Source organism: Longibaculum muris, from assembly GCF_004343035.1.
In the GTDB taxonomy this organism is placed as follows: Bacteria; Bacillota_I; Bacilli_A; order Erysipelotrichales; family Coprobacillaceae; genus Longibaculum; species Longibaculum muris.
Window position 1 is genome coordinate 12,288 of sequence record NZ_SMCQ01000022.1, and the last position, 17,423, is coordinate 29,710.

The window sequence follows — 17,423 nt, forward strand, 5'->3', positions numbered from 1 at the left end:
ACAATTTGTAAACGGCTCTGTCTGTGTCAAGAGTGAAGGATTAAGTGAGTAGTTATCGCGTAGCGATAGCTACTCTTTTGAATTTTTAACTATATTGTATTTGAGTGGGGCGGTTGTATGAATGGCGTTGATAAAACCAATCATATTAGGAATGATTTTAAATCCACCTATATTATATCTTGGATTTGCTTCATCACTAGTATTTCTTTTTAATATTGTATTCATTTCTATAATCATTGGTATGGAAATAGGATCATCTATATGTTTAAGCATATAATCAAATAACTTAAAATGATTCATGGATTCTATTAAATCATCCATTTGGATGGCTTCGTCTGCTTTTGTGATGAATGAATTTGTTTCAAAAATCATTTCTGTTTGTTCCTCAGTTAATCGACTTCCTTCAATTTTATTTGAGTTATATGAAAATGATACTTGAGTCCAATGATAAATATTACCTTTAAAATGTGTTTTCATTTGTTCTATAAGTTCTTTTTTTATAAGTTTTATATCCATAAGACGTTCCTTTCATATTATTGGGGTTATAATTGTTTGTTTCTTAGATTATATCATGCTTGGGAAAATGATAGTAAGAAAGATTTGTTAAATGTTATTGACATTGTTCTTTAAATCGTATATATTAGAAGTGTAAGGTAGTTAGTTACTTGAGTAACAAACATACAAACAGAAAGGAGTGATTGACTTGAACATAAATTCGAATATAGAAAAGCCTATATTTATTCAGATTTCAGAACAATTAGAGGATTCTATATTTACAGGTCTATATCCAGAGGAAACAAAAATTCCTTCAACAAATGAAATATCAGCATTATTGAATATTAATCCACATACTGTTTTGAAAGGAATGAATTTACTTGTGGATGAACAAATTATTTATAAAAAAAGGGGATTAGGGATGTTTGTAAAAGAAGGAGCAGTTGAAAAAATACGACAGAAAAGACAGGGACAATTCTATAATCAATTTATAGCGACACTAATTGAGGAAGCTAATAAATTACATATGACGAAAAATGAAATTATTTCTTTGATAGAAAGGGGTTATGAAGATGAACGCAATTCAAATTAAGAATGTTAGTAAACAATATAAAGATGTAATGGCGCTTGATGATGTTTCTTTTTCTTTTGAGTATGGTAAGATTTATGGTTTTTTAGGAAGAAACGGAGCAGGGAAATCAACACTTATTAATATCATTGCTAATCGTATTTTTGCAGATAGTGGAGAAATTCTAATTGATAATGATTTGGCAAAAGAGAACATGAATGTTCATGAGAAAATCTTTTGTATGAGTGAAGTTGACTTATATGATACAAGTTTGAAAATCAAAGATCATTTTAAATGGATAGAAAAATTTTATAATAGTTTTAATAAAGAAAAAGCATTTGAAATAGCTGAAAAATTCAATCTTGATACAAATAAAAGATTTAAGGCTTTATCAAAAGGTTATCAATCTATTTTTAAATTAACTGTTGCTTTAGCGATTGATGTACCTTATGTGATTTTTGATGAACCAGTTTTAGGTTTGGATGCTAATCATAGAGAGTTGTTTTATAATTTACTTTTAAAAGATTATGAAGAAAGTGAAAACACAATCATAATAGCTACACATCTCATTGAGGAAGTTGCAAATATCATTGAAGAAGTTGTCTTAATTGACAAGGGAAAGGTGTTATTACAATCTAATGTAGATTCATTATTAGAAATGGGATACAGTGTATCTGGTCCTGCAAGTGAAGTAGATGCATATTGTATTGATAAAAATGTTATAGGGGATGATGAATTAGGTAATCTTAAAATTGCTTATATCATAGGAAAAAAGACACAGCTTTCTAAGGAAAGTCATCTATCATTTGCAAATATGAATTTGCAAAAACTATTTGTCAAATTGACAGAGAAAGGTGGAAACTGATATGAAAAAATTGAAATCTATTATTCAATATGAATGTATGACTTCGTTTAAGTATATATGGATGTTCTATGCAATACAATATTTAAGCGTAGGATTTATTAGCATTGGTATAGGACTTGTGTTAGGTAATTTTGATGATATAGGAACAAATTTTTTAGAAATAAATACCCTTATTTATGTTGGAATTTTAGGTGTATTGGGATTTCATGATGACTTTAAGATGTTGATTCAAAATGGGTTTACCCGTAAATATATATTTATTGCAACAATATCTATGTTTTGCTTTATCTCTGGAACAATGGCTTTTATTGATACAGTAGTAGCAAATATGTTACATTATATAAATAGTGGCTATCTGTCTTTATATAGTAGTTTATATGGCTATGAAAATATATTTATGAATTGGTTGTGGTTATTTCTTCTTTATGTAGCGTTTTGTAGTTTGTTGTATTTGGTTATATTAGTAATTAATAAAGTAGGAAAGGTTATATCAATTTATCTAGGAGTTATTTTTGGAGGTATTATCTTATTAGTTGTGGCTTTGTTTAGATACGTTTTCACTGCAGAAGTTATAAGTGATATCTTGAAACTATTCATGGAAGTCATGGGCTTTATGGCTAATGGGACAATTAATTATATATTTCCAGTTTTAACATTACTTGTTTTTGTAACTATTTTAGCAGTAGGATCTTATACAATAATTCGACGAACAGAACTAGGTTAATAAATATATTAAGGACTATCTCTTTGCATAGAGATAGTTTTTTAATAAGATGTTTGAAAAAGAATGTGTATAACATGCAGAAATGTTATAATTTAACAGTAAAGAACAATAGATAATATGAGGGAGAAATATAATGAAAGATAATGAGACCAAAAAAGAACGTCATTATTATATGCCAGGACCAGGCAAACCACCTATTTATATTCAGGCTATTCTTTATAACAAAAAAATGACACCGCTTGATTTTTTCTATTTGACAGATATGTTAGATTGGAGTCAAGAAGATGAAAATGCGATTATAGAACCATTAATAAAAACGCTTGCTAAATGGGGTGATACACTTATTTTTTCATTTGATGAAATGATGGCTGAATTATTATATACATTAGATACAAGAAAAATAGCGCAAAGTATTTATAAAGGTGAAAACTTTTCAGCTGATGAATTTTTATATATACGTTGTGTTGCTTTGATTAATTCTAAGCCTTTCTACAATGCAGTTATAGCAGGAAGAAAAAAATTAAAAACAGATTTAGAATTTGAAACTCTATTATCGATTCCTGCACGTGCATGGGCAAGATGCCATCATAAACAATCTAATGAATATCCTTATCTCACAAAATATTGTTATGAAACCATGAGCAATAAAGAAGGTTGGAAAGAAGTGAGTGAAGATGATATTGACACTTATTTATCAAGTTTAACAGATCAACCATTGGATATAGAAGTTGCTAAATGTTCATGTGGTCATCATGAATTTCAAGTGAAAATTGATCAACAAAATCAAGTTATTCAATTGATATGTATACATTGTGGAGATGTTATTGAATTGTTTCATCATCAAAAACCAGAAGAATTAAAGTTGAGGATAAAGAAATGTTCCAATTGTAAACAAGATATATTTAAGGTTCATATAGGAACTTATATAGTGAATGAACATCAAAAGAAATACTATATTGGTGGCCTATGTCAAAAATGTGATCATATCTTTCTATTAATGGAAGCTATCATTCATATATAATAAAATGAAAGAGGGAGAAAAATATGGGAATTTTTAAAAGAAAATTAACACAAGAAGAAAAAGATTTTGATGCTAAATTTGATAAACAAATCAAAGACATATTCGTTCTTACTGAAGATGATATGGGAGCTGGCAAAAGTGGTAAAGAAGAATTATGGACAGTAAGTATACGTACTCTTGCCTATATAGATTTAACGACTCAAGAATTGGTAGAAAGAAAAAGTATATTACAATGGCTTGTAACGGAAAGAGAATGTCGTACGTCTAAAAAGAAATTGGGATTAGCAAAGGAAACAATTTATCAATTAAAAGTGAGAGAATCATTGCCATATATCAATCCATACAATCAAAAAGAAATGGAAAAAGGAAAATGGTTGAAAGTTGAAGAAGTTGTAAAAAGAAATTGTCATGAACCACGTCTTGATGAAATATTAAAAGAATATCAAAAAGATGTTGTGATTCATCCTGATGGATGTGGTGAATTAAAGTTAGATAAATCTTTAGGATTGTTTAGTGGATCAGGAATCTTCAATCAACAAGAATGTTTAATTCATTTAGATAAAGATGAAGAAAGTGAAACAGCAAATAATGCTTTACATTCATTAAAAGTTTTATTAGATGATTCTTGTCAATGGGATCTTAAAGCCAAACAATATGCTGCCCAGTCTTTAACAGATTTAGCCAATGATTGGGCGGATGAAGAAGGCGATGATGAAATAAGTGAAGAAGATTTTATAAAACGTATATCAATTAGTGAAGTCTGTGTTTCTTTAGATGGGGATTTTGAATTGTTTTATGATGATGGTGATTTGTTTTATGGACATGTGATTATTGTCAGTGGAAATATTGAGAGTGGTTTTGAAGATGCTGATATAGCAGGATAGGAGTCTATATGAATGAAGAATTTATAAATTTAACAACTGAGAATCTAACAAGTGAACATCTGTGTTGCATTATTCGAACAAGGAAACCTCATCCTGGTGTAGAAGCAAAAAGAGCATGGTTATTAAAACGTCTTGAAGAAGGACATGTTTTTAGAAAACTGAATAAAAAAGCAGTTGTATTTATTGAATATGCACCATTAGAAAAAGCATGGGTTCCTATTGTTGGAGAAAATTATCTTTATATTTATTGTTTATGGGTAACAGGAGAAGAAAAAGGAAAAGGCTATGCCAAAGAACTTATGGAATATTGTTTGGCTGATGCGAAATCAAAAGGAAAGTCTGGAGTTTGTATGTTAGGTTCTCAAAGACAAAAAGCATGGTTATCAGATCAATCTTTTGCTAAAAAATATGGTTTTGAAGTTGTTGAAACAACAGAAAGTGGATATGAATTATTAGCTCTTTCTTTTGATGGAACAATCCCTCATTTTAGTCAAAGTGCTAAAAAAGAAAAAATTGAAAATCAGGAATTAACGATTTATTATGATGATCAATGTCCTTTTATTCATCAATATATTAATATGATAAAGGAGTATTGTCGTAGTCAAAATCAACCAGTTTCTTTTATTTATGTTGATACATTAGAAAAAGCCAAAGAATTGCCTTGTCCTTTTAACAATTGGGCAGTCTTTTATAAAGGACAATTTGAAACAGTCAATTTACTTAATTTAGATTCTATAAAACGAATTTTAAAAAAATAATGTTTATGAAAGAAAGTGAAGAATGTGAAAATAAAAGTGAATCGGCAAAGTGTCTGTATGGCTGATGATATGACTGATCATATAAAGGTTTATCAGTTAAAAGATAATGCAACTTATAAAACGTTATTTCATATTCTAAAAAAAGATAAATATTTTCCAAATGTTTCTGGTCACAATAGTGTTTGGGTATTAACAAATCATCATTATCATTGTATATTCTCATATTTTACAAAAACAAATCATTTGTCAATGGGAATAGTTGAACAGAAATTAAAGAATATCTGCCAAGATTCTTATGATGTGTATTTGCAATACTATTCAAGTCCAAAAGAATGGAAAAAGAAAATAGAAAGTATGTATGAAGGTGATACATATTCATTGTGGCGTGATGGTTGGTTAGATGAAATAAAGTATTGTGAATATGTGATGACATTATAGAAAGAGTGAGAAAAATGTGTGAAGAATGTTATGTTGATGAAAAAAGAATAACACCCTTGCGTAATCCTTTGGATTGTTTAAAAAATCATACACAATATATTTGTGGAACTTGTGGTCGTTGTATTTGTATTGAGCGTGATCCAAAGAGAGGATTACAAAGGTGGAATTTTCCTTTTCAATCATTATCAATAGCAAAGCTTTATTTACGCAGTGCTGATTATACCATGAAAAAAGCTTGTGGTATTTATGAAATCAAAAACAACAAAGGAAGAATTTCTTATAAGATATTTGCTGACAAGCATGATTTACAAATATATTTAGATAAAAATAAAGATAAGACTTGCTCGCAAATGGCACCTGTCTTTTCAGTGGATGAGTATAAGGAATTTGATCATACGCAAGTAAGAAAATTAACTTCTGATGAAATTATAAAATATATGAGCGAAAGATAATTCAAAATGAAAATGTTTTTAATTGTTATAGGATTTATTTAAAATAAAATGGAAATGGAGAAAACGTTATGGATTTAATAAATAAGTGTGCGATTTGGAATGAAAATGGAGAATATCAATTGATTGTTGATGCAATTGAGAGTTTAGAAAAAGAGAAGCTTACAGCAGAACTGATAAGTGAATTGGCTCGGGCTTATAATAATATTGGTAATCTAAAAAATAGTGATGGACAAGAATCAGAAGAATATTTCTATAAAGCTATTGAATTATTGAAATCAATAGAGGAAGATCTTGGTTCACAGCATAATTGGAATTTCCGTATTGCATATGCATATTTTCATTTGGATCAAGATGTGAAGGCACTTCATCATTTTATGAAAGCTTTAGAATCTCGACCAAATGATCAAGATACCATGAATTTTATAGAGGCCTGTAAGGAAAGCTTAGCACTTCCACGTTTTCAAAAACCATTTGCCAAACGAGTTGCAAGATGTTGGGATGTGTTTGAAAGCGAAGAAGCACATTTGCGAGCAATTATAGATGATAAAAATTATCAAGATTTAATTGCAGAATTTGAAAAAGTTTTATCTGTTGCATTTGATAATGCTTCTTTTGAAGTTGGATTTAATGGGATGAAATATGAATTAATCTTAACCCCAGAAGGTGATATTTCTCGTTTATATAAATATGTTTATTTTAAAAATCATGCCCCTTCTTCGATTTTTAAACATTGGAATATACTTGTAGGAAGGCAAGTGGAGGGCAGTCGAAATGGGAATACACCTAAACTTATGTTAGCTGCTTTTGATCAAAAAGTTTCAGGTGAAGATGTGCAAGTATGGCTGACAATGAATGAAAATAAGAAATTTGTATTAGAACTTTATTGTGAAAAACTTGCTTTATTACAAAAAGAAAATGAAAAGGAAGTATGGTGGCTTTTCAATACGCTTTTGGATCAGGCACTTGGTGAAATCAATGCAATGAGATTGATTGAGGACGTCCAAATACTAAAGCAACCAAAAAATGAAAAGTTTGTTTTATTAAAAGATTTAAGAGATGAAATAAGTAACTGTGAAGTCAATTTATCTAATGACCCGGATGAATTTCTTAATGAATATTTGTTTTATTCATTAGAACCTAATAAAGATGAAAATGCTGATTTGCGATTAGATATTTTTGTGGCAATGACAAGACATGCATATTTAAGTATTGATTATATTGATAATAGTACGTTTTGTGTAGATGAATTTCATCGAGATGGTGCAGTTGCAGGATTTTTCTATTTTCCATTATATGTTTTTGCTGGTGAAGATAATTATAATCAAGCTGTGCTTGAATTTAGATATCATGTACAAGAAGAAATTGAAAGAGTTATTGGTGATGATGTTGTGAGTGTGATTGGTGGGGCAACAGGTATTTATTATGGATATATAGATTTTATTGCTTGGGATTTAATGGAGTTGCTTCATAAGGCAGAAGAAGTATTTGAAAAGACTTCTATACCATGGGTATCTTATCATTCATTTAGACGTGATGGGGAAAGTTTTTTGATTATGGATCATACTGATGATAATTAAAGATGTAATGTTTTGTTTTAGATGAGATGACTTTTAAATAACTACACCTTTTTAGATGTAGTTATTTTTTCATAACATAAATGAAAATTAATGCGAAAGATAAGCTTTTATATATGTTTATTGAAGCAGGGGAAATGGCGGATATTATTAAAAAACAAGGTGATGAATCAATCATGCAAGATATGCCGGTTAGAGAACATTTTATTGAAGAAATGTGTGATACATTGATGTATTTAAATGATGTGATGCTTTGTTATGGAATATCACCAGAAGAATTGGAAAAAGTTTATTTAAAGAAACATGAAAAAAATATGAAACGTTGGTAAAATTAAAATATGAACACTATCTTGATTTTATGAGTGATAAAAAGAACGCAATTTATATAAATTTTAATTGCGTTCTTTTAAATGTGTTTTTTTAATGATTATAAAAACAAGGATAAACGATAATATTGAAGATAGACTTTTACCTAAAGTTTCTCCTAACCAAAAAGCATTAGTAGAAATGAATGAAAGTAAGATATAAGTTGAAATGACTTTTACAAATAAATCACTTAAATTAGAAATGAGAAAAGATGTCATATGCATAGCACTTCTTAATAAACTTTCATTCATATATTTAAATACACTGATCAATAACATTGGAATTGAGCATTGTAAATAAACTTTAAAGAACAGGTAACCTTTTTGATAAGTTTCAATAGAAAAGAAAGGCATACAAAATAAATGTGGAATGATTAAAAAACAAAGAGAAATCAAACTTACATAGATTAAAGATATTTTTGCTAAAAAGATATAAATATCTTTAATAATTTGATAGTCTTTAGCAACAATCAAACGGGCAGCATAAATAGAAAAAGCTTGAGTAAAACCTAAAAAGACAATGCGTGAAAGTGTAATCACTTTATTCACGGCAACAAATCCACTAATGATTTCACTACCAAAAGGATTAATCATAGATTGAATAAAAATAAATGAACATGTAATAACAAATTGTTGAATAATAGAAGGTATTGTAACATGCATAAGCTCAAGAATCTGTTCCTTATGAAAATGTGGTTTTAATGTAAAACCAGGATAGTCTTTGATTTTTGTGTAGAGATAGAAAAATGCAACAAACATAAATATCATCTGAGAAACAATAGTTGCAAGGGCAGCTCCAAAGACACCTAAATGACAAACACAGATGAGTAATAAATCTAAAATAATATTGGTACAGCTTGATCCTAAAACAAAATAAAAACAATGTTTAGAATCACCTAAAGCAGTTAAAATAGCTCTTGAAATATCATAAATATAAATAAAAGGAACACCTAACATATAAGTCAAAAGATAAGTATTAGTAAGAGGTATTAATTCTTGAGGAAGTTGAATCCATTGATAGATAGTAGGCAAAAATAAAAAGCCAATAATCATAAAAAGAATAGATATACCAAACGCAAAACTCATGACATTGACAGCCCCACTAGCAATCTGTTTTAAATCATTTTTACCATAATAACGAGAAAAAATAATTTCACTAGCAAATTCAAATCCTCCTGATACAACAATCAACAACATGACCATTGTTCCAGCATTTCCAACTGCAGCTAATTCATTGACCCCTAAAAAACGACCAACAATCATTGTATCAGCAACATTATAAAATTGTTGGGTAAACATACTTAAAATAAGTGGAATAGAAAAGAAGAAAACTTCTTTATAAATCTTTTTTGATTGAAACATTGTTTTCAACTCCTTTCTTTGTTACTATAGTTATAAACTATCACGTTACGTGATAGTCAAGGAGAATTTATGGAAAATTTAATGACTTGTGGAGAATTTGCAAAATTATGTCATGTAAGTAAAAGAGTTTTATTTTATTATGATGAAATCAATCTTTTAAAACCAGCTTATGTGAATGAAAAAGGTTATCGTTATTATGCCTGGTATCAATATGATCAAATGGGAACTATTCAATTATTTCAAAATATTGGAATGTCTTTAAAAGATATTCAGGCGCTTATTGATCAAAAAGATTTTTTGAAAAAAAGTACTGAATTACAAAGACAATATCAGATTGTTGAAAATAAGATTAAAGAATTTGAAAATATAAAAAAGAATCTTTTGTTTTTAAATCAAAGATTTTCAATTTTACAACAATATGGGTTTTTAAATCTTTTTGAAGAAGATATTGAAGATGAATATTATATAAGAGAAAAAAGACCAGAAGGAAAGTTCTTTTTTGGTTATATGAATTATGGTTATCAATATGGGATTATCTTTGAAAGAGATTGTTTTGATGATTTTAAGTGGACTTTTAAAAGATGTGAAAAACAAGAAGCTAATTATATCAAACCAAAGGGAAGATACTATGCAGTCTTTTTCCTTTTAAGAAATGAAGATATTTCAACATGTATACCAGAGTTTTTAAAAATGATTGATTATTCAAAAACAATAGGTCCTTTATATCATGAAGATTACTGTAGTGAGATTGCTGGGTATGAACAAAAATATGTCATTAAATTATCTATTCTAAAAAAAGTATAAATCATTCTATTCATTTTATGAAAATGTGACAGCGAAAATTAAAAAAATGTAGTATAATAAAAAAAGAATGGAGGATGATAAAAATGGGATTTAGAGAAGATTTTTTATGGGGTGGCGCAATTGCTGCTCATCAAGCTGAAGGAGCTTGGCAAGAAGGTGGAAAAGGAATCAGTTGTACAGATGTGGAGACTGCTGGAAACAATGTCACTGGTGAACCTCGCCGCTTAACTGATGGTGTTATTGAAGGTGAAGATTATCCTAACCATGTTGGAGTTGATTTCTATCATCGTTATGAAGAAGATGTAGCTTTATTTGCTGAAATGGGATTTAAATGTTTTAGAACATCTATCGCATGGACAAGAATTTTCCCTCGTGGTGATGAAGAAGAACCAAATGAAGAAGGATTGAAATTCTATGATGATTTATTTGATGAATGTCATAAATATGGAATTGAACCAGTGATTACTTTATCACACTTTGAAATGCCTTGGGCACTTGCTAAGGAATATGGTGGATTTACAAATCGTGCTGCGATTGATATGTTTGTAAAATTTGCCAAAGTATGTTTTGAAAGATATCAACATAAAGTGAAATATTGGATGACATTTAATGAAATTAATAATCAAGCTGATGTCAATCAACATAACTTAATTCAAGAAGGTGCAGTCTTATTAAAAGAAGGTGACGATGCCGAATATTTAATGTATCTATCTGCTCACTATGAATTGGTAGCTTCAGCATTAGCTGTTAAAGCCGCTCATGAAATCAATCCTGATTTACAAGTCGGATGTATGATTGGAATGAATGCAGTTTATCCAGCATCACCTAATCCAGAAGATGTAATGAATGCACTTGGTGCAATGCATCAAAAATATTGGTATGTTGAAGTTCATGCCAGAGGTCATTACCCAGCTCATATCTTAAAGAAATTTGAAAGAAAAGGTTATGATTTTATTACTGAAGAAGATAAAGACATCTTAGCTCAAGGTAAAGTTGATTATATTGGATTCTCTTATTACATGTCATTTGCAACACAATATCAAGGACGCAATGAAAAGACATTTGATTATGTACCAGAGGATTTTGTAAGAAATACTTATTTAAAAGCATCTGATTGGGGATGGCAAATTGATCCTCTTGGACTTCGTTGGAGTTTAAACTGGTTCTATGATCGTTTTGAACTTCCAATGATGATTGTAGAAAATGGTTTTGGGGCTTATGATAAGAAAGAAGCTGATGGAACTGTTGATGATCAATATCGTATTGATTATTTAAGATCTCATATTGAAGCAATGAAGGATGCTGTTGATTATGATGGTGTTGATTTATTAGGTTATACAATGTGGTCACCAATTGATATTGTTTCAGCTTCAACTGGTGAATATGATAAACGTTATGGATTTATTTATGTTAATTATAATAATAATCATGAAGGTGATTTTTCTAGAAGTAAGAAAAAATCATTTGATTGGTATAAGAAAGTTATTGCCAGCAATGGTGAAGATTTAAGTGATTAATGGATGAATGAAAGACTATCAAAAGGATAGTCTTTTGTATTTTTACAAATGAGTATAGTTCTAAAGGAGATAATATCTGTGATTATTTTATGATAAAAAATGATGCTTTAAGAGCAACTTGACTTGTTTGGAAATTAGTGAAATGTTATAATTAGAAATAAGCAAGGTGGGGATGAAGATGAAAAAACATATAAAAGTCACCGTGGTTATCATTCTTTCGCTTTTTTCTTTTTTGATTTTTCCGGTTTCAGTTAAGGCTGTTGATACGATTAATGTAGGGTTTATTGATTATAAAGGCTTTATTGAAAGAGATTCTTCAGGAGCTTATAGTGGTTATGCAGTTGATTATTTAAATGAAATTTCTAAATATACACAATGGGAATATCATTATGTATTTGATAGCTGGGAAAAATGTTTAGAAAAATTAAAAAAAGGTGAAATTGATATTTTATGTAGTGCACAATATACTAAAGAACGTGATCAAGATTTTGATTTTTCAAAATATCCTATTGGTAATGAATATACAATTGTTTATACACGTTTAGATGAACCCATTTATTTTAATGATTATCAAGCGATGAATCATAAAACCATTGGTTTATTAAAAAATAGTTATCAAAATCAAAGTTTAAAACAATATGCAATGAAAAATAACTTTGATTATCAAAAAAAGTATTATAGTAGTGAAGAAGAAATCAATCAAGCTTTAATGAATCATGAAGTTGATATGATTGCTGTAGGAAGTTTACCAATTCATAGTCAGGTTAAAGTTGTTGCTAAGTTTGATCCACAACCTTTTTATATTACAGTTAAAGAAGGAAATCAGGTTTTACTGGATAAAATTAGTGATGCTTTAACAGAAATCAAAAAGAATGCTCCTTATTTTGAAATGAGCATTTATAATAAATATTATAGTGATAGTGCTTATTCAACTCAGCCCTTATTAACCCGCCAGGAAATTGAATATATCCGAAAACTTGGGGTTGTTCAAATTGGTTTTAATAATGATTTATTACCATTTTCTTATGAAAATATAAATACAAATATAGTTGGTATTTTACCTGATATATTAGAAAAAGTATCTAAAAAAACAAATATTAAATTTGAATATGTTCCAGTGAATTCTCGTAAAGAAATGAAAACCTTTTTAGATGAAGATTATCATATTTATTGTGGAGCCTTAAAGAATTTAGATGATATCTCGGATGATAAATATTGGATATCACATTCTTTATTAAATGTTGATCAAGTTGTTGTTACAAGAAATGAAAGTGTTTTTGATACCTTTGATGATGCTGTAGTGGCATTGAATTTTGGTTTTGAATCCATTGGTAAAGACTTTCTAAAGAAGTATCCTCATGCGCATATTCAATATTATACAACGGTTGAAGAATGTTTAGATGCTGTTCATGATAAAGTAGCTGATTTAACAATAAATAATGCTTATACGATGAATTATATGATTCAAAAACCAGAATATGTAGATGATTTAACGGCTCATAGTATTGCTTTAGAACCTTATTCATTATATTTATTTACAAATAAACAAATAGATAATCAGTTGGTTTCTATTTTAAATAAAGCAATTAATAGTTTTAATGATGCAGAATTAGATAAAATTGTGTATGGTTATACAATTGGTTATCGTTATGAATATTCATTCTTAGATAATGTTTATATGTATCGTTACTTTATTTTATTTGCTGGTATTGTTTTTACTTTAGTAAGTATTTTTATAATCATATTAAATAAACGTCATACACAACATCTTATTGATAAAAAAGAAGCAGATATTTTAAGAAAAAAAGTTGAAATAGATGATTTGACAGGACTCTATAATTATGAAACTTTCTTTGATAAAATAAGACAAGTTTTAGATAGTCAACAAGCTGATTTTTGTATGATTTATATTGATGTCAATCGTTTTAAGATTGTTAATGAATTATATGGAATGGAAATTGGTAATCAATTATTAATTTATATAGGAGAACAATTACAAAAGATTAGTCAACAATATACTAATGTGATAAGTTGTCATTTAAGTGCCGACAAGTTCTTTGTCTTTACGCCTAAAGAATATGTGAAAGAATTATTAGAAATTGATTTGTTAGAAGATAATAATTTAGAAATGGGAATTTCTATAAGATATGGTGTTTTTAATATGAGTGATTATTCTATGCCAATTAATTTGATGTGTGATCGTGCTGTATTGGCTTCACAGGATGTTAAGAATAATTATTTTCGAAAAGTGGGAATTTACGATGATCAAAAACGTTTGGAAATCTTACATGAACAAGAAATTTTTGATGATATTCAACAGGCTATACTTGAACATCAATTGTTTATTATGATTCAACCAAAATATGATATTCAAAATCATTTGATTGTTGGTGGAGAAGCACTGGTCAGATGGGAACATCCAGAAAAAGGATTTATTCCACCTAATGAATTCATTCCAATTATTGAAAATAATGGGTATATTATTCAATTGGATTATTATGTTTGGGATTTAGCTTGTCAATTTATTCAAAAGATGAAAACAATGGGAATTGATATCAATATCTCTGTTAATGTCTCTCGTTTAAATTTCTATCGTCCTCATCTGGTTGAATTGTTTATTGGTTTAGTTCGTAAATATAAAATAGAACCTAAAAATTTACAATTAGAAATTACAGAAACTGTTTATTGTGATGATAAAGAATTTATTTATTCTATTATTAAGGAATTACAAAAGCATGGATTTACAATTTTAATGGATGATTTTGGAAGTGGGTATTCTTCACTCAATATGTTGAAAGATGCACCAGTTGATATTATTAAATTAGATATGGACTTCCTTGATTCACATAATGAGACAAATCGAAGTAAAGCGATAGTGAAGGCTATTATTGATTTAACTCATTCCTTAGATTTATCGGTTGTTGTTGAGGGAGTAGAAACAAAACAAGAAGTTGACTTCTTAAATGAAATTCAAGCTTATATTATTCAAGGATATTATTTTTCAAGACCATTGATGGAAGATGATTTTATTACGTTATATGTCAATACCAATCAAAATAAGTAAGGCTGTATATACAGTCTTTTCTTATAACTTGAATTTTAAAGTTTCTGAATTTGAAAATGGATTTCACAAAATGAAAAAAGAAAGTTCACTAAAAAAATGTGAAGTATACTTGTATTGAGGTGAGAGACATTATGAAGAAACTAAGAAAAGATTTTTTATGGGGTGGAGCGATTGCAGCTAATCAAGCTGAAGGAGCTTACCTAGAAGATGGAAAAGGTGTCAATGTAACTGATGTTTCAAGAGGTTTGATGTATGAAGCTGATGATCATGTTATTGAAGGGAGATATTATCCATCACATGAGGCCATTGATTTTTATCATACTTATAAAGATGATTTGAAATTAATGAGTGGAATGGGTTTTAATTGTTTTAGAACGAGTATTTCCTGGGCAAGAATTTTTCCTAATGGAGATGAAAGTGAACCAAATGAAGCAGGATTAAAATTTTATGATGATTTATTTAATGAAATGTTAGAGTTAGGGATGGAACCAGTTGTTACTATTTCACACTATGAAACACCCCTTCATTTATATGATGAATATGGAGGATGGGAAAATCGTAAGTTAATTGATTTCTTTGTGAGATATTGTGAAGTTATTTTTGCCAGATACAAAGATCAAGTGAAATATTGGATGACATTTAATGAAATTAATAATGTGCATACGATTCCTTTTGCTGCTGCAGCAATTAAACCTGATAAAACTGATCATCCAATGCAATGTAAATTCCAAGCTGCTCATAATATGTTTGTCGCAAGTAGTAAAGTCAATAAGCTTTGTCATGAAATGATTCCGGAAGCACATATTGGATGTATGTTATCGCTTAGCGGTGTTTATCCTAATACATGTAAACCAGAAGATGTATTAGGGGCTTATCAATTAAGAAGGCGTTCTTTGTTTTTTAGTGATGTGATGATGCGTGGATATTATCCAAGTTATGTGGAACGCTGGTTTGAAGAATATGATGTGCATTTAGATATTCAACCTGGTGATTTAGAAATCATTAAAGAATATCCAAGTGATTATTTAGGATTCTCTTATTATCGTACTACGACTTATAAAGATGGAATGCCTATCTTAGGACATACAGGTGGTATTGTTGGTGAAAAGAATCCTTATTTAAAAGAAACTCCTTGGGGTTGGCAAATTGATCCAGTTGGTTTTAGATATGTTTTAAATGAGTTATATGATCGTTATCAGAAGCCATTATTTGTTGTTGAAAATGGAATGGGAAATGTTGATGTTTTAGAAAATGAGACAGTAAATGATGATTATCGTATTGATTATTTACGTGAACATATTCAAGCGATGAAAGAAGCAGTCGCTGATGGTGTGAATCTGATTGGTTATACGTATTGGGGACCAATTGATATTGTCAGTGCTGGTACTGGAGAAATGAAAAAACGTTATGGTTTTATTTATGTGGATAAAGATAATGATGGTCATGGAACATTAAAGAGATATAAGAAAAAATCTTATGATTGGTATAAGAAAGTTATTGAAAGTAATGGTGAAGAATTGGATTAGATGGTTCAAAAAAAGAACCATCTTTTTATATGATGATTCCTTGATGAACTAAACGTACAAGCGTACGTACATATTCTTCCATTGATTCAAAATTGGGATTCTCCAGCCATTCTCTCAGTAACATAATATAGCCACCAATATAAATATTTAAACTACGTTCAATTTCTTCATCAGCCGAATATTCAATGACTAATTCATGAATAATAGTATCTTTTACATTCTTAAAAAAAGAAAAATCAAAATCCTGATTGGCTAAGGAGCAGTAGGTTTCATAATCTTCTTTTAAAATATCCAAAGCTTTATATAATAAAAGTTCAATCTTATCAACTAATAAAGGTTCTCTATGTTTTCTTGTAAAACGAATCAGCTGATCAATAAAATCTCTTTCAAAACTTTCTAATAAATCACGAGCATCTAAATAATGAGCATAAAAAGTTCCCCGACTAACATTAGCTCTTTGAATAATATCAGTTACAGTAATCTTGCTGGCAGGTTTTTCTTTTAAGAGTTCAATAAAAGCAGTCTTGATTAAAGCTTTAGATCGGGCTGCATTGCGATATTCATTTTTCATTAATAGCCACCTCCAATACTATACAATTTTCATGAAAGTGTCTAAATTTAGATAAACGCTTACATATTGCATATTGTGATTATTTATTAGATTTATTATAATACAAGTAGAAAAGAAAGGGTACATATTTTATAAAAAATATGTCGAAAGGAGGATGTCATATGTTGAATTTATATCACATGAATCATCGAATACAGAACTTATCTTTAAAAGTTTTACGTCGTATTTGTAAGAGTCATGATATTGTTATTGCGGATGGAGATTTGAAAATTATACTTCATATTATTAAAAATAATCCATATCCAGTTTTAAATGATGAATACGAACCTATCTTATTATTTGAAATTACGCGTGAAACAAGTGATCAGGTATGTAATACATTTAAACCTATCCTAGAGAAAGACTATCTCATCCAAGAAATGGAATAGGGGGAAA

The 17,423-nt window shown here is 28.9% G+C and carries 18 protein-coding genes; 15 read left to right on the forward strand and 3 right to left on the reverse strand.

The genetic code is table 11. The features are described from left to right. Window positions 1-69 precede the first annotated feature (69 nt). The gene (locus tag EDD60_RS12470) at window positions 70-516 is read right to left on the reverse strand and encodes a Fic family protein (RefSeq protein ID WP_066447901.1); all 447 of its coding nucleotides are present in this window, start codon (window positions 514-516) and stop codon (window positions 70-72) included. A gap of 178 nt (window positions 517-694) precedes the next feature. Between EDD60_RS12470 and EDD60_RS12475 the strand changes: the two genes are divergently transcribed. The 10 genes from EDD60_RS12475 to EDD60_RS12520 all read left to right on the forward strand — a co-directional run bounded on the left by EDD60_RS12475 (window position 695) and on the right by EDD60_RS12520 (window position 8,108). Further along, complete coding sequence (locus EDD60_RS12475; RefSeq protein WP_243646679.1) at window positions 695-1,087, forward strand: GntR family transcriptional regulator; 393 nt, start codon at window positions 695-697, stop codon at window positions 1,085-1,087. Further along, window positions 1,068-1,928: an ABC transporter ATP-binding protein gene (locus EDD60_RS12480; protein WP_066447904.1), complete on the forward strand. Its 861-nt coding sequence runs from the start codon at window positions 1,068-1,070 to the stop codon at window positions 1,926-1,928. The genes EDD60_RS12475 and EDD60_RS12480 overlap by 20 nt, the downstream gene beginning before the upstream one ends. A gap of 1 nt (window position 1,929) precedes the next feature. Further along, a complete protein-coding gene (locus EDD60_RS12485) occupies window positions 1,930-2,652 on the forward strand; it encodes a hypothetical protein (protein ID WP_066447905.1) in 723 nt (240 codons plus the stop codon). A 133-nt stretch (window positions 2,653-2,785) separates the two neighbouring features. Continuing rightward, the gene (locus EDD60_RS12490; protein ID WP_207905351.1) at window positions 2,786-3,673 is read left to right on the forward strand and encodes a DUF4240 domain-containing protein; all 888 of its coding nucleotides are present in this window, start codon (window positions 2,786-2,788) and stop codon (window positions 3,671-3,673) included. 23 nt (window positions 3,674-3,696) lie between these two features. Then, window positions 3,697-4,557, forward strand: coding sequence for a DUF2262 domain-containing protein (locus tag EDD60_RS12495; RefSeq protein ID WP_066447909.1), 861 nt, complete (start codon window positions 3,697-3,699; stop codon window positions 4,555-4,557). A gap of 8 nt (window positions 4,558-4,565) precedes the next feature. Next, complete coding sequence (locus EDD60_RS12500) at window positions 4,566-5,315, forward strand: GNAT family N-acetyltransferase (protein WP_066447913.1); 750 nt, start codon at window positions 4,566-4,568, stop codon at window positions 5,313-5,315. 36 nt (window positions 5,316-5,351) lie between these two features. Continuing rightward, window positions 5,352-5,753 carry a hypothetical protein gene (locus tag EDD60_RS12505; RefSeq protein ID WP_132226474.1) on the forward strand — a complete coding sequence of 134 codons (402 nt, stop codon included), beginning with the start codon at window positions 5,352-5,354 and terminating at the stop codon, window positions 5,751-5,753. A 14-nt stretch (window positions 5,754-5,767) separates the two neighbouring features. Then, on the forward strand, window positions 5,768-6,205 hold the full coding sequence (locus tag EDD60_RS12510) for a hypothetical protein (protein ID WP_066447918.1): 438 nt from the start codon (window positions 5,768-5,770) through the stop codon (window positions 6,203-6,205). A gap of 68 nt (window positions 6,206-6,273) precedes the next feature. Then, window positions 6,274-7,782 (forward strand): tetratricopeptide repeat protein, encoded by a 1,509-nt coding sequence (locus EDD60_RS12515; protein WP_132226475.1) that lies wholly within the window; start codon window positions 6,274-6,276, stop codon window positions 7,780-7,782. Between the two features lie 134 nt (window positions 7,783-7,916). After that, the gene (locus EDD60_RS12520; protein ID WP_207905353.1) at window positions 7,917-8,108 is read left to right on the forward strand and encodes a nucleoside triphosphate pyrophosphohydrolase family protein; all 192 of its coding nucleotides are present in this window, start codon (window positions 7,917-7,919) and stop codon (window positions 8,106-8,108) included. Window positions 8,109-8,171: 63 nt separating this feature from the next. Here the strand turns inward: EDD60_RS12520 and EDD60_RS12525 are convergent, their stop codons facing one another. Continuing rightward, window positions 8,172-9,506 carry an MATE family efflux transporter gene (locus EDD60_RS12525; RefSeq protein ID WP_066447927.1) on the reverse strand — a complete coding sequence of 445 codons (1,335 nt, stop codon included), beginning with the start codon at window positions 9,504-9,506 and terminating at the stop codon, window positions 8,172-8,174. A gap of 69 nt (window positions 9,507-9,575) precedes the next feature. Between EDD60_RS12525 and EDD60_RS12530 the strand changes: the two genes are divergently transcribed. The 4 genes from EDD60_RS12530 (at window position 9,576) to EDD60_RS12545 (ending at window position 16,417) form a co-directional block, all read left to right on the forward strand. Continuing rightward, window positions 9,576-10,310 carry a MerR family transcriptional regulator gene (locus tag EDD60_RS12530; protein ID WP_066447928.1) on the forward strand — a complete coding sequence of 245 codons (735 nt, stop codon included), beginning with the start codon at window positions 9,576-9,578 and terminating at the stop codon, window positions 10,308-10,310. Between the two features lie 83 nt (window positions 10,311-10,393). Beyond that, window positions 10,394-11,827, forward strand: a complete 1,434-nt coding sequence (locus EDD60_RS12535) for a 6-phospho-beta-glucosidase (protein WP_132226476.1) — start codon at window positions 10,394-10,396, stop codon at window positions 11,825-11,827. Between the two features lie 178 nt (window positions 11,828-12,005). Beyond that, the gene (locus EDD60_RS12540) at window positions 12,006-14,891 is read left to right on the forward strand and encodes an EAL domain-containing protein (RefSeq protein WP_066447932.1); all 2,886 of its coding nucleotides are present in this window, start codon (window positions 12,006-12,008) and stop codon (window positions 14,889-14,891) included. Between the two features lie 131 nt (window positions 14,892-15,022). Then, the gene (locus EDD60_RS12545) at window positions 15,023-16,417 is read left to right on the forward strand and encodes a glycoside hydrolase family 1 protein (RefSeq protein WP_132226477.1); all 1,395 of its coding nucleotides are present in this window, start codon (window positions 15,023-15,025) and stop codon (window positions 16,415-16,417) included. Between the two features lie 25 nt (window positions 16,418-16,442). Here EDD60_RS12545 and EDD60_RS12550 read toward each other — a convergent pair whose 3' ends face one another. Further along, window positions 16,443-16,988: a TetR/AcrR family transcriptional regulator gene (locus EDD60_RS12550; protein ID WP_066447937.1), complete on the reverse strand. Its 546-nt coding sequence runs from the start codon at window positions 16,986-16,988 to the stop codon at window positions 16,443-16,445. A gap of 161 nt (window positions 16,989-17,149) precedes the next feature. Between EDD60_RS12550 and EDD60_RS12555 the strand changes: the two genes are divergently transcribed. Further along, window positions 17,150-17,416, forward strand: a complete 267-nt coding sequence (locus EDD60_RS12555) for a hypothetical protein (RefSeq protein WP_066447940.1) — start codon at window positions 17,150-17,152, stop codon at window positions 17,414-17,416. Window positions 17,417-17,423: the final 7 nt, after the last annotated feature.

What these genes read in the sequence shown, in the direction of transcription:
- EDD60_RS12490 (WP_207905351.1), top strand. Translation starts at nt 2,786, where the DNA reads ATGAAAGATAATGAGACCAAAAAAGAACGTCATTATTATATGCCAGGA.
- EDD60_RS12535 (WP_132226476.1), top strand. Translation starts at nt 10,394, where the DNA reads ATGGGATTTAGAGAAGATTTTTTATGGGGTGGCGCAATTGCTGCTCAT.
- EDD60_RS12530 (WP_066447928.1), top strand. Translation starts at nt 9,576, where the DNA reads ATGGAAAATTTAATGACTTGTGGAGAATTTGCAAAATTATGTCATGTA.
- EDD60_RS12555 (WP_066447940.1), top strand. Translation starts at nt 17,150, where the DNA reads ATGTTGAATTTATATCACATGAATCATCGAATACAGAACTTATCTTTA.
- EDD60_RS12540 (WP_066447932.1), top strand. Translation starts at nt 12,006, where the DNA reads ATGAAAAAACATATAAAAGTCACCGTGGTTATCATTCTTTCGCTTTTT.
- EDD60_RS12520 (WP_207905353.1), top strand. Translation starts at nt 7,917, where the DNA reads ATGGCGGATATTATTAAAAAACAAGGTGATGAATCAATCATGCAAGAT.
- EDD60_RS12495 (WP_066447909.1), top strand. Translation starts at nt 3,697, where the DNA reads ATGGGAATTTTTAAAAGAAAATTAACACAAGAAGAAAAAGATTTTGAT.
- EDD60_RS12510 (WP_066447918.1), top strand. Translation starts at nt 5,768, where the DNA reads ATGTGTGAAGAATGTTATGTTGATGAAAAAAGAATAACACCCTTGCGT.
- EDD60_RS12515 (WP_132226475.1), top strand. Translation starts at nt 6,274, where the DNA reads ATGGATTTAATAAATAAGTGTGCGATTTGGAATGAAAATGGAGAATAT.
- EDD60_RS12550 (WP_066447937.1), bottom strand. Translation starts at nt 16,988, where the DNA reads ATGAAAAATGAATATCGCAATGCAGCCCGATCTAAAGCTTTAATCAAG.
- EDD60_RS12480 (WP_066447904.1), top strand. Translation starts at nt 1,068, where the DNA reads ATGAACGCAATTCAAATTAAGAATGTTAGTAAACAATATAAAGATGTA.
- EDD60_RS12470 (WP_066447901.1), bottom strand. Translation starts at nt 516, where the DNA reads ATGGATATAAAACTTATAAAAAAAGAACTTATAGAACAAATGAAAACA.
- EDD60_RS12525 (WP_066447927.1), bottom strand. Translation starts at nt 9,506, where the DNA reads ATGTTTCAATCAAAAAAGATTTATAAAGAAGTTTTCTTCTTTTCTATT.
- EDD60_RS12500 (WP_066447913.1), top strand. Translation starts at nt 4,566, where the DNA reads ATGAATGAAGAATTTATAAATTTAACAACTGAGAATCTAACAAGTGAA.
- EDD60_RS12545 (WP_132226477.1), top strand. Translation starts at nt 15,023, where the DNA reads ATGAAGAAACTAAGAAAAGATTTTTTATGGGGTGGAGCGATTGCAGCT.
- EDD60_RS12485 (WP_066447905.1), top strand. Translation starts at nt 1,930, where the DNA reads ATGAAAAAATTGAAATCTATTATTCAATATGAATGTATGACTTCGTTT.